Genomic DNA, 12,662 nt, shown 5'->3' with positions numbered 1-12,662 from the left:
CATTTTAAGTAAAAAGAAGTGTTTTTATATTTATTTTTATTAATAAAATGTATATTTGATAAAACTCAATTGGTTATGTATCAGATACGTATTGTTTTGTTCGCACTCTTTATTATAAATTTTTTTAACGATAGTGTAGTAGCGCAGACAAAGACATTTTCCAATAATGAAATTACAAAATTAACGAATCAAGCTTCCCGTTATTTAAAAGAGGCCAATTTCGAAAAATCCTTAGAGATTTCTAAAATAGCACTGCACAAATCAATTAAAGCTAATGATTTTTTCGCTACAACTATTTCTTACAGTACGATTGCTGCAAATTATGCCGAAATCGCTGAATTTGACAAAGCTATCTTTTTCTATAACAAGGCCATGCTTTATGCTACTAAATCCACAAATGATACTTTAAAAAATAAAATTAATAATAACTTAGGTAACATCTATTGTTTTGAAAAAAAGCAATATCTGAAAGGGATTAATTACTACGAAAAGACGCTTAAATACAGTCAAAAAATAGCAGACAGTAGTCAAATATTTATGACTAAACTTAATATTGCTTGGGCTTATTTTGACGTTGGCCATTTCGAAAAGGGATATCCAAATTTAGAATTTATCAATACGCATAATGAAAAATTTGGTAATAAATCAAATGTTGCAGCCGTAAATATGCTCAATGGAATGTACTATGCGCATCAGGGCAACAATGAAAAAGCGACTTCTTTTTTTTTAAATGCCATTAAGGATGGAAATCAATCGAGTCAAAAGTCAGATTTATCCTTTGCACATTTAGAATTTTCGAAGTTTTTATGGAAGAAAGGGGATTACAAGGCGGCTTATGTTAACCTTTCGAAATACAATGAAATTACAGAAGAACTCTACAACACAGAAAAACTGGATAAAGCTAATGTAGCGGGAATAAACATCCAATTAGAAGAGTATAAAAGAGAAATTGATAAATTTGAAATTGAAAAGGAGGCTCAACTTCAAATAATGGAAAAATCTAAAACTATTGTAGTGCTATTTATGGTAATTTCCTTGGTGCTACTATTGCTGCTTTATACTTTATTCAAAAATAATAATTTCAGAAAAAAATCCAATGCGGCACTTTCTAAGACCAATGAAGCATTAATTATTGCGAAAGAAAAAGCAGAGGAAGCCTCTGTTTTAAAGTCACAATTTGTTTCAACGATCAGTCATGAATTGCGAACCCCTTTATATGGAGTAGTAGGAATTACAAATATGTTGCTAGACGAACACAAAGAATTAGCCAACAGTCCACATTTGAGTTCGCTTAAATTTTCCGCCAGATATTTACTATCATTAGTGAACGATATTCTACAAATTAACAAGATTGAAGATAATAGAATTGTTTTGGAAAATTTGACTTTTAATATATCTGATGAAATTAATATGGTCAAAAATTCACTTTCATTTTTGGCTAAAAATAACAACAATAGTATAGCAGTTAAAATTGATGCTGCAATTCCGGAATATCTAATTGGTGATAAATTAAGGCTTTCTCAAATCATTATGAATTTAGTCAGTAATGCATTGAAATTCACTAGAAATGGTAAAGTAACCATTCATGTTAAATTAGAAAAAATAGAAGGTAAATCTTATTTTATAGCGTTTAAGATTGAAGATAACGGCATAGGAATAGCGGCTGAGGATCAGGAAAAGATTTTTGAAAAATTTGTTCAAGTGGGAAGAAAAGAAACTGATTATCAAGGAACTGGTCTTGGTCTTTCTATAGTAAAACAATTATTGGGTCTATTTAATAGTACAATTTCACTTCAAAGTGCCCTAGATCAGGGAACAGTTTTTAAATTTGTGATTCCTTTTGAATATAATCCAGCGAAGACAATTGAACTCATCAATAATATTCAAGTCGATATCACGGCACCACAAACGATAAATGTCCTAGTAGTTGAGGACAATCACATTAATCAATTGGTCACTAAAAAGACCATCGAAAAGAATAACTACAAGTGCAGTGTTGTTGATAATGGCTATGCAGCACTAGAAATTTTGGACAAAGAATTTTTTGATATTATACTAATGGATATCAATATGCCATTGATAAATGGTTTTGAAACTACTAGAAAAATTCGTTTAAAAGGAATAGTAACTCCAATTGTTGCACTAACCGCATTTGATAAATCTGAAATTACAGAAGAGGCGCTTTCTGCGGGAATTAATGACATCATTATTAAACCATTTGATTCTGCCAAATTGTTTAAAATTATAGCTATTTTGATAGCCACTAATTAAAACTTAAGAAATCACTTTGTCAATTTACATCTAACATAAAATCGCTAAACCCTAAACTATTTTAACAGCTTTAAGGTTTAACGATTATAAAGTTATAGAGGCTCGAAGTGAAAATCCTCTTTATTTTATTGTAATTGTTTGATGCTTTTTTTTCGTGATCCCCGGTTTTTTGGCAATCTCAACATGTAGAATCCCATCTTTATAAGTGGCTTCGACTTTACTTTCGTCTACATATTCGGGCAAAGAGAACGATCTATAGAACGACTGATAATTAAACTCTTTTCTAACATAATTATCTTTTTTTCGAGTTTCTTCTTTTTCTACTTTCTTTTCAGAAGAAATCATTAGCATGTTGTTGTCAATTTCAATTTTAAAATCTTCTTTTTTTAATCCGGGAGCTGCTAATTCCACTTCTAATTTATTTTCTGTTTCTTTCAAATTTACCGAGGGTAAATTTGATCCATTGGAGGAGAAATTTTTATCAGTCCAATCGAATACATCTTTTGAAAAGATGTCATCAAATAAAGTATTTACTGATGGGAAAAAGCCGTTTCTTTTAACTAAAGTTTCCATAATTTTGTATTTAATTGTTTTAATATCTTAAATCAAATGTACTGATATAATTTATTCTAATCCAAAATAATAAATACAAAACGTTGAAAAACAAATAGTTGACGTTTATTTACGTATTTTAACTAAAGTTAAAAAGGTATTTCTGACAGTTGAAAACGGTGTTAATACCACCTTTTTTTGTTTTGCTTGCTAGCGTCTGATTTTCTTGATTTATGGGCTCCACCGCTTCGATTAGAGTTGCCTTGTTTTGATGCAGGGGCAGTCTCTGGACTTCCAGAATGCCAACCATAAGGATGGTCACTTACTATTTTTACATCTACTTTAATTAATTTTTGAATGTCTTTCCAATATTGATGCTCATCTTTACCACAAAAAGAAATGGCAACACCTTCATTTCCAGCGCGGCCAGTTCTACCAATTCTATGTACATACGTTTCAGGAATATTTGGTAAATCAAAATTGATGACAAATGGTAATTGGTCAATATCAATTCCTCTGGCGGCAATGTCAGTAGCAACTAAAACTTTGATTTCTTTATTTTTGAAACCATCAAGAACACGTTGTCTTGCATTTTGAGACTTATCTCCATGAATAGCTTCGGCAGCAATATCATGTTTTCGCAAGGCTTTGACAACATTGTCAGCTCCATGTTTTGTTCTTGAAAAAACTAAAACATTAGATAAATTTTCGTTTTTTATTAAATGATATAATAAATTTCTCTTTTCTCCTTTTTCAACAAAATAGACGCGTTGTTCTACATTTTCCGCAGTTGATGAAACAGGCGAAACGGTAACTGTTGCTGGGTCTTTTAAAAACATCTCCGCCAACTCTCTTATTGCAATTGGCATTGTTGCAGAGAATAAAAGTGTTTGTCTGTTGTTAGGCGTCAACTTTACAATTTTTTTGACATCATTTACAAATCCCATATCCAGCATTTGATCAGCTTCATCAAGAACTAGTGTATGTAAATGGTCTAAATCTATGAACCCTTGCTTTACCAAATCTAGTAAACGTCCTGGCGTAGCAATCAGGATGTCTATTCCTTTTTTAAGCATTTCTACTTGTGGTACTTGGGAAACTCCTCCAAAAATGGTAAGTTGGACTAAGTTGGTGTATTTGCCATATTGGTCAAAATTTTGTCCAATTTGAACGGCTAATTCTCTAGTTGGGGTGATAACTAAGGCACGGATTGGGCTTGCTTTTTTAGACGAACCTACGATTCTATGAAGTTGATGAATAATTGGAATAGCAAAAGCAGCAGTTTTTCCAGTTCCAGTTTGAGCACAACCAATCATGTCTCTTCCAGATAAAACGATTGGAATTGCTTGTTCTTGTATTGGAGTTGCCTCTAAATAGCCTTGTTCAAATACGGCTCTTTGTATACTTTTTGAGAGTGGTAAATCTTCGAATAACATATTTTTGATATTAATTATCTTGTATTAGGTACATAGATAGTCTTGCAAAGATAGTATTAATATTTTTGATGGGTGCTTGTAGGTCCGTCAGGCACTACTTTAGAGTATTTTAGTTAATGAAGTTGGAATTTGAACCGGAGAGATTGTGTTGGATTTAATGAAATCAGTAATTAGATATCCTATCAATTTGCCAATAAGGTGATTGTTTTTTTCTTCTCCTAAATCTGGAGCGCCTTCGCAAATATGCAAATAGGATGCATTTTTATTTTTGCCAAAAAACGAAATAAACTGTCGAAGTTGTTCTACTGAAAAACCGCTCATGGTCATTGCACTACAAGCAATATTTGGAATGGCATCGAGATCTATTTCAATTCCAAAGAAATCGTCATTTACGAACTCTAGCGCGTGTGCCATTTCTTTATCAAATTCCTTTTCTCTTCTAATGCTGATACTGTCATACGTGGCATAGCGCACCCGATCTTCGATTTTTTTGATAATATCCAAAACACTTTTGGAAGTGTAGTTTTCATGCAACCCAAAAATAAAATATTTTTTTAAAAAACCTTCTTCATACGCATACGAAAATCCATTACCGCTGTGCCGTCCTTCTAGAATTCTAAAATCAGAATGGGCATCAAAATTAATTGCATTTATAGGTTTGCCTTTGGCGAGTGCCGTTCCCTTTATATTTCCATAAGAATTATTGTGTCCGCCGCCTATAACAATTGGTGTTTTGCCTAATTTTACCAAATTAAAAATAATGTGCGAAACATCTTTGTCAATTTTATCAACGAGCTGACTCAATTTAGAACGGTCATCAATATCATTAAAGTCTAGTGATTCTACATTTTTCATGAGTTCACTCACATCTAGCTGACCTAGAACCACAAGTTGACTGCCTTTACAAAAACGATTGTGCTGAATGTTTGCAATGCTTTTTATCGCACTATCCCATGCGGAAGCTGCTCCAGGTCTGCCATAATTAGCTCTTATGCCTATATCTTCGGGAATTCCAAAGAGCACATATTTAGCCTCACATTTTTTTAAAAAATCAGTGGGATCTGCATCTTTTGGAATGGTTAACATTTTCTCTCCAAATTTTATTTCGCCACTTCTGTGGTTGGTTATTTTTGCAAGATCTTTGATGGTAAACGGGATAATTTTGTCCATTAAAAAAATAATTTTTATTCAAAAATAATATAATTGTGTTAACTTACGTTATCAGGTGGTTATATAATGTTAAATTTGTAAATAAATTAAAAAATTAAAGCGAGATGGAAAATCAAAAAAGCAGTTCAAGTCTTAAAGCGGTAGTAGCAGTATTGGCTATTTTATTAGTAGGTAGTTTAATCTACATATTCAAAATGACCTCTGATGCAGATACAGTTAAAACAGAATTGAAAGCTACATTGACCGAAAAAGAAACGGTAATGAAAGATCTACAGGAACTAAAATCGACTTACGATGCTGCTATTTCAGAAAACACTTCAATGTCTGATGAGTTAATTTTAGAAAGAGATAAAGTGGTTAACTTAATGTCAGACCTAAGTAAATCAAAAGGGGATGTGGCTTCTTTGTCAAAATATAGAAGTCAATTCAATGCTTTGCAAGGGAATATGAAAGTTCTAATGGCGGAGAACGACAACCTAAAAAAGGCTAACACGACACTTACAGTGCAACGTGATAGTACTGTTGTTGTACTAGGAGAGTCTAAAAAATACAATGAAGCGTTGGTTGGGCAAAACGAAGAATTAGCTAAAGCGGTAGAAATAGGTTCGAAACTAACAGTTTTGAACACAAGAGGATCGGCTTTTAAATTACGTAGTTCTGGTAAACAAATTGAAACGGACAAAGCAAGTAGAGCTGATGTTTTGAGAGTTAATTTTACAATTGCTGAAAATGCTATTGCTAAATCTGGTGAAAAAACATATTACGTTCAAGTAATTGATAGTAAAAACAATGTTTTAGGGGACAAGAAAACAGAGAACTTTGGAGAAAACACATTAACCTATAGTTTTTTAACTAATGTGAAATATGAAAATAAAACAATTCAAGTTTCTGAAGATTTAAGAGGAAAAGATTTTGCTAAAGGAACGTATTTTATCAATATTTTTGATAGAGATGTATTAGTTTCTAAAACAAGTTTTATCTTAAGATAATCATTTATAGAAAATTATTTAAAAGAGGAACGTAATGTTCCTCTTTTTTTATGCAACTATTTTTCCTTCTATGAATACGGTGTCAATTAAATTACTGCCAAAAGCATAAGGCAGTTGATAATAGGAGGGAATGGGTTTCGTGATAATTAGATTTGCTTTTTTGCCAATAGTGATACTTCCATGGGTTTCAGAAATTCCCATGGCATAAGCTCCATTTATTGTGGCGGCATTAATGGCTTCTTCAGGCGTCATTTTCATTTTTATACAGGCCGTAGCCACTACAAAATTCATATTTCCCGATGGAGTAGAACCCGGATTATAATCCGTTGCTAGCGCTAAAGGAAGTCCAGCTGCAATCATTTCTCGTGCTGGAGCATACGGAATACTCAAAAAATAGGAACATGAAGGCAGCGCCACTGGCATTGTAGTTGTATTTTTTAAAGATTCAATATCATTGACAGTCATTACTTCTAGATGATCTACAGAAAGTGCTTCCTCTCGCACTCCAACTTGAATTCCGCCAATAGAGTTGAACTGATTGACATGAATCTTTGGCTTTAAGCCAAATGAAATTCCAGCTTTTATGATTTCTTGCGTTTCGGCAACAGTAAAGTAACCAGTTTCACAAAAAACATCGATGAAATCCGCTAACTTTTCTTTGGCTATTGCAGGCAGCATTTCGTTGATGATAAGATCGATATAACCTTGATGGTTTTCTTTAAATTCTGAGGGGAAAGCATGAGCACCAAGAAAAGTTGCTTTTATCGTAATAGGATAATTTTGAGCCAAGCGTTGAATGACGCGCAGCATTTTCAACTCTCCTTCAACAGTTAAGCCATATCCCGATTTGATTTCTACTGCTCCGGTTCCTAAACGCATCACTTCTTCCAGTCGAAATTTGGACTGGTCGTACAGTTCGCTTTCTGAAGTTTCATTGAGTTTTCTAGCGGAATTTAATATTCCACCGCCACGATTAGCGATTTCCTCGTACGTCAACCCATTGATTCGGTCTACAAATTCCTGCTCTCGGTTGCCGGCATACACAATATGTGTATGACTGTCGCACCAAGATGGTAAAACTATCTTTCCGGTGGCATCAATTGTTTTGTCCGGGTGAATTTTCGGTACTTGATCCATCGAACCAAAATCAGCAATTAAGTCGTCCTTAATTACTAAAAAGGCATTTTTGATCGTGGGCAGAATCGCCATTTCTGCACCGGAAACTTTAGCGATCGAAGTTTCTCGTACTTGAAGTAATTCTCTGATATTGGTAATTAATGTAGTCATTTGAAGAAAAATTACTCTGAAACTTTAATTTCAAACATTTTATCCCAGTTCTTTCCTGTTACAAAAATAGTTTTTGTCTTTGGATTATAGGCAATTCCGTTTAGGACATCCGTATCCGGTAACTGAGTTATTTTTTTCTTTAAATCCGCAAGATTGATAATTGCTTCTACAGCACCATTTTTTGGATTGATAACAGCAATCGCATCTTTTTGGTACACATTCCCATAAATTTTGCCGTCAATCCATTCGAGTTCGTTTATAGATTTTATTTTTGATTCAAAGGAGTAAATATTGATAAAGTCTCTTTCTTTAAAAGTAGTTGGATCGATAATCCAAATTTTTTCAGAACCATCAGATTGATACAAGTTTTCTCCATCGTTTGTTAATCCCCAACCTTCCATTGGCTTAAAATAGGTAAAAGTCTTTTCTTTTTTGAAAGTATCTGCGTTGTACACGTACCCTTCATTATTTTGCCATGTCAATTGGTATATTTTATTTTTCAGAATTGTAATTCCCTCGCCAAAATATTGATCTGCTAATGTTACTTTTTTATAAACTTCGCCCGTTTTATAATTGGTTTTTCGTAAGCTAGAGACCCCTCTTTTTCCAGATGGACCTGAGCCGTTTCCTGTTCCTTCATAAAGGGTATCTCGATAAAATTCTAAACCTTGTGTGTAGGCTTCAATGTCGTGGGGATAAGTATTTACAATTGTATAATTTAATAATTTGGGTTGGATGTCAGAAACTAATTCTACTCTAGCGGTAGCTTCTGAATTTTGTCCTCCAAAATACACCAATGCTTTTAGGTTTTGATAACCTAGTTTTTGGTCTTTTAATTCAAAAGTTACTTTGTCCAAGCCCTTTTTAGAAGCTATTTTTTTATCATTTACAAAATAAATAATGCTGTCTACTGTTTGTTCTTTTAGGTTCAAAATTTCCAAAGAAAGCGCTTCTTGTGGCTTGTATTGTTCCTTAAATTTTGAATTATCAAAGGTGAATGAAGTATTTTCGCCTTTTTTTATCTGGTTACAATTGGCTAAAGTGATTCCTAATAAAATGATAGATAGGAAGTTATAATTTCTCATAGTTTGGATTTTGAATACCCCAATATACAACGATATTTTTAATGAATAAAGCTCTTGCAAAAATATAAAAAGATTGTATATTTGCACCGGCAAGTCCTACACGATCAGCTCCTGCAGACTCCCCCAGGATGGGAACATAGCAAGGGTAAGCGGTTGAGCGATGCGATGTAGGTCGCTTGCCATTTTTTTTAAATTCAAAATAATAAGTAGTCTTCCTTCGGGAGGATTTTTTTATTTTTGGACCTTTCGTATCACAAACAGCAAGAAACATGAATAAAGTAGTTCTAATTACAGGAGGTTCTTCGGGAATAGGGAAATCTATTGGGGAGTTTTTACATCATAAAGGTTTTGTTGTGTATGGAACCAGCAGGAATCCGGAGCGAATCTTGAATTCGGTTTTTCCTTTAGTGGCTTTGGATGTTAGGGATGCAGACTCGATTCATGCGGCTGTTGCCAAAGTGATTGCGACTGCTGGAAGATTAGATGTAGTGATCAATAATGCGGGTGTAGGGATAACAGGGCCATTGGAAGAAATTCCAATGCAAGAGATTAAAAATAATTTTGAGACTAATCTTTTTGGTCCAATCGAAGTAATGAAATCCGTATTGCCACAAATGCGTACTCAAAAATCAGGATTAATTATTAACGTGACGTCCATTGCAGGTTATATGGGTTTGCCCTATCGAAGTATTTATTCCGCTTCAAAAGGCGCACTTGAACTCATAACTGAAGCCTTGCGAATGGAAGTTAAATCTCTTGGAATCCATATAACAAATGTAGCGCCAGGTGATTTTGCAACAAATATTGCTGCGGGACGTTTTCATGCTCCGGTTATAAAAGGTTCAGCTTACGAAACTCCGTACGGAAATACGTTGAAAACAATGGATGAACATGTGGATAGTGGCAGTAATCCAAATGAAATGGCCGAAGCGGTCTATCAGATTATCCAAACTCCGGAACCTAAAATTCACTACAAAGTGGGTGCTTTTATGCAAAAAATCTCCATTGTTTTGAAGAGAATTTTGCCTGATAAAGTATATGAAAAAATGCTGATGAACCATTATAAATTGTAATTTTGCACCGTATTTGCGTGAAGGATTGTAGCGGCATCCCTCGCTTTTTAGCGAGGATACAGCGAAAAGCCTGACCCTTGTGGTCACGCACAAATAAAAAACACACACAATTAAATATATAAATACTATGAAATTTTTTATTGACACGGCTAATTTAGCTCAGATTAAGGAAGCACAGGCATTAGGCGTTTTGGATGGCGTTACAACCAATCCTTCGTTGATGGCTAAAGAGGGAATTACAGGTAAAAACAGCATTTTGAAGCATTATGTTGACATTTGTAACCTAGTTGATGGTGATGTAAGTGCCGAAGTTAATGCTTTGGATTACGACGGAATGATTAAAGAAGGCGAAGAATTAGCGGATTTACACGAGCAAATCGTTGTGAAATTGCCTATGACTAAAGAAGGAGTGATGGCGGCTAAATACTTTTCGGACAAAGGAATTAAAACGAATGTAACGTTAGTATTCTCTGCTGGACAGGCTTTATTAGCTGCAAAAGCGGGAGCTACTTACGTTTCTCCGTTCATCGGTCGTTTGGATGATGTATCTACAGATGGTTTGGCTTTGATTGAAGAAATCAGATTAATTTATGATAATTACGGTTATGAAACTCAAATTCTTGCGGCTTCAGTACGTCACACCATGCATATTGTAAACTGTGCAAAAATTGGTGCTGATGTGATGACTGGACCACTTTCAGCTATTTACGGATTGTTGAAACACCCTTTGACTGATATTGGATTGGCGCAGTTTGTAGCTGATTTCGAAAAAGGAAATAAATAAAAAAGTTTTCAGTGAGCAGTTTTTAGTCTCAGTTAAATAAAAAAATCCCATTCGCCGCGGCGAATGGGATTTTTTGTTGGTTTGGTTTTGGTTAGTTTGTGTTGAAATTAGTGTGCTCCACCCACTTCTATTTCTTTTCCGATTCCTTGTTTTTCTAAAATTCCAATTACTTTCCATCCGTAGAATGCGATGAAAGCGAAACATAAAACAGGAATAAAGTAAGACGTATGAATTCCGATGATATCCGCTAATTTTCCTTGTAATGGCGGGATAATTCCACCACCTAAAATCATCATCACCAAAAAGGCAGAACCTTGTGATGTGTATTTTCCTAAACCTGCAATGGCTAAAGAGAAGATAGACGGCCACATGATACTTAAGAATAAACCACCGCTCATAAAAGCAAAAATTGCAATTGTTCCGGTAGTAAATAATCCAATAAGCATGGCTGTCATTCCCATTATACCAAAAATCATTAAGGTTCTTGACGGTTGGTCTTTTCCTAAAAAGAAACCAGCGATTTGGAACAAAATTACAAAAGCATACGCGTATAAAGGGGTTACATCTTGTCCAGAAATAGCGTTTGCCGCTAAAACTACTCCAAATGCAACATAAGGAACTACGATAAGTAAAATTTTCTTTAATTGTGATGATGGGTTAAAAACCGTAATGGCTCCTGCCCAACGCCCAATCATTAAACTTCCCCAATACATAGACATGTAGGGTGCTAAAGCTGGACCTGAAATTGAACCAAAATCAGCAGTAACTAGCAATTCACCTAGATTACTCCCTATCGTAACTTCGACACCAACGTAAGCAAAAAGGGCTAGCATTCCCAATACTAATTGGGGGTATTTCATAGCTCCCCATCCTTCAGGATTTTTTTGAGCGGTTGTATTGGCAAACAATAAACCAATTACTACTACTAAAAGTGTTGAAACCGTTAACGCTAATCCTAAGTAATCTTTTTCTTTGTTCTCTATAAAACGAGTGATAAATTCAGGCTCTTCATAACGAGAAAAGATGTAAGCAAAAATGGCAACCAATATTACAGTGATGGCAATTAAGGTTTTCATTGCTTTATTCGCCGTTTCAAAAGTAGGATCACTTTTTCCAGATGGCAATTTTTTAGAAAATTGAAATAAGGCAGCTGCCAATAAAAATAGTCCTCCTACAAAAACATAAAGAATTCTCATGGAATCCAATGAATCTGGTTTTTGAGCATATTCTTCAATATTTACACCTGCAATAACACCAAATAGAGCAATAGAAACTACGATCGGGCCTATTGTGGTTCCTAACGAGTTGATACCTCCAGCAAGATTTAGTCGGCTTGAAGCAGAATGTGGCTCACCCAGAGATGCTGCAAAAGGTTGTGCCGATGTTTGTTGTAATGAAAAACCAAGTGCAACAATAAATAAAGCGCCAAGTATGAACAAATAACTTCCTTGTGTAACTGCAATTATCATAAGTACAGCCCCAAATGTGCTGACCAACAAGCCATAAATAATTCCTTTTTTGAATCCCCAACCGTTTAGAATGTCTTTTTTAGCAATACTACTAAAAATAAAAAGCAATAAAGCACCAATGTAATAAGCGCCATAAAAAGCAAAATCAATCAGTTGACTTTGAAATTGATCTAATCCAAATTTAGCTTTGCAAAATGGAATAAATATTCCGTTTGAAGCTCCAATAAAACCCCAAAAGAAAAATACGGTTATAAGCGTATAAAGCGCGGAATTATTGGACTTTGTTTGTTCTGAATTCATAAGTATAAAGTGGTTAATGATTATTGAAAAAATACTTTTTATCGCTGTAAGACCGTAAATATATTTGTTAAGTAAATTAAAAAAAAATAATTTAGACTAAATATTGTTAGAATTATTGAATAACCAATTTTTGTTTAAAATACCTGCTTTTTTTTCAAACTTTTTGCTCATTCTGAAACAGAGAGGATTTGGATAAGAGGTTCGATCTATTTTTAATTGGTGAAAAAAGAGTCTTATTTTTGTTAT

At 34.1% G+C, this 12,662-nt stretch carries 10 protein-coding genes and 1 other RNA gene; 5 read left to right on the top strand and 6 right to left on the bottom strand.

The genetic code is table 11. The features are described 5' to 3' along the window. The first annotated feature begins 75 nt into the window (after positions 1-75). The gene (locus BUC11_RS07755) at positions 76-2,271 is read left to right on the top strand and encodes a response regulator (RefSeq protein ID WP_073353084.1); all 2,196 of its coding nucleotides are present in this window, start codon (positions 76-78) and stop codon (positions 2,269-2,271) included. A 120-nt stretch (positions 2,272-2,391) separates the two neighbouring features. Here BUC11_RS07755 and BUC11_RS07750 read toward each other — a convergent pair whose 3' ends face one another. The 3 genes from BUC11_RS07750 to BUC11_RS07740 form a co-directional block, all read right to left on the bottom strand. Then, positions 2,392-2,844: an Hsp20/alpha crystallin family protein gene (locus BUC11_RS07750; RefSeq protein ID WP_073353083.1), complete on the bottom strand. Its 453-nt coding sequence runs from the start codon at positions 2,842-2,844 to the stop codon at positions 2,392-2,394. Positions 2,845-3,005: 161 nt separating this feature from the next. Then, positions 3,006-4,259 carry a DEAD/DEAH box helicase gene (locus BUC11_RS07745; protein WP_073353082.1) on the bottom strand — a complete coding sequence of 418 codons (1,254 nt, stop codon included), beginning with the start codon at positions 4,257-4,259 and terminating at the stop codon, positions 3,006-3,008. A gap of 99 nt (positions 4,260-4,358) precedes the next feature. After that, the gene (locus tag BUC11_RS07740; RefSeq protein ID WP_073353081.1) at positions 4,359-5,429 is read right to left on the bottom strand and encodes a formimidoylglutamase; all 1,071 of its coding nucleotides are present in this window, start codon (positions 5,427-5,429) and stop codon (positions 4,359-4,361) included. A 104-nt stretch (positions 5,430-5,533) separates the two neighbouring features. Between BUC11_RS07740 and BUC11_RS07735 the strand changes: the two genes are divergently transcribed. Further along, positions 5,534-6,418 carry a hypothetical protein gene (locus BUC11_RS07735; RefSeq protein WP_073353080.1) on the top strand — a complete coding sequence of 295 codons (885 nt, stop codon included), beginning with the start codon at positions 5,534-5,536 and terminating at the stop codon, positions 6,416-6,418. 48 nt (positions 6,419-6,466) lie between these two features. Here BUC11_RS07735 and hutI read toward each other — a convergent pair whose 3' ends face one another. After that, a complete protein-coding gene (gene hutI / locus BUC11_RS07730) occupies positions 6,467-7,705 on the bottom strand; it encodes an imidazolonepropionase (RefSeq protein ID WP_073353079.1) in 1,239 nt (412 codons plus the stop codon). 11 nt (positions 7,706-7,716) lie between these two features. Continuing rightward, a complete protein-coding gene (locus tag BUC11_RS07725; protein ID WP_073353078.1) occupies positions 7,717-8,790 on the bottom strand; it encodes a glutaminyl-peptide cyclotransferase in 1,074 nt (357 codons plus the stop codon). 87 nt (positions 8,791-8,877) lie between these two features. Here BUC11_RS07725 and ffs point away from each other — a divergent pair. The 3 genes from ffs to fsa all read left to right on the top strand — a co-directional run bounded on the left by ffs (position 8,878) and on the right by fsa (position 10,647). Then, positions 8,878-8,975, top strand: an RNA gene (ffs, locus tag BUC11_RS07720) — signal recognition particle sRNA small type. Between the two features lie 84 nt (positions 8,976-9,059). Further along, positions 9,060-9,863: an SDR family oxidoreductase gene (locus BUC11_RS07715; protein WP_073353077.1), complete on the top strand. Its 804-nt coding sequence runs from the start codon at positions 9,060-9,062 to the stop codon at positions 9,861-9,863. A 127-nt stretch (positions 9,864-9,990) separates the two neighbouring features. Beyond that, a complete protein-coding gene (gene fsa / locus BUC11_RS07710; protein WP_073353076.1) occupies positions 9,991-10,647 on the top strand; it encodes a fructose-6-phosphate aldolase in 657 nt (218 codons plus the stop codon). 107 nt (positions 10,648-10,754) lie between these two features. Here the strand turns inward: fsa and BUC11_RS07705 are convergent, their stop codons facing one another. Beyond that, on the bottom strand, positions 10,755-12,416 hold the full coding sequence (locus BUC11_RS07705; RefSeq protein WP_073353075.1) for an MFS transporter: 1,662 nt from the start codon (positions 12,414-12,416) through the stop codon (positions 10,755-10,757). Positions 12,417-12,662: the final 246 nt, after the last annotated feature.

It is taken from the genome of Flavobacterium xanthum (genome assembly GCF_900142695.1).
GTDB classification, from domain to species: domain Bacteria; phylum Bacteroidota; class Bacteroidia; order Flavobacteriales; family Flavobacteriaceae; genus Flavobacterium; species Flavobacterium xanthum.
This window is presented reverse-complemented; position numbering and strand designations above follow the sequence as displayed.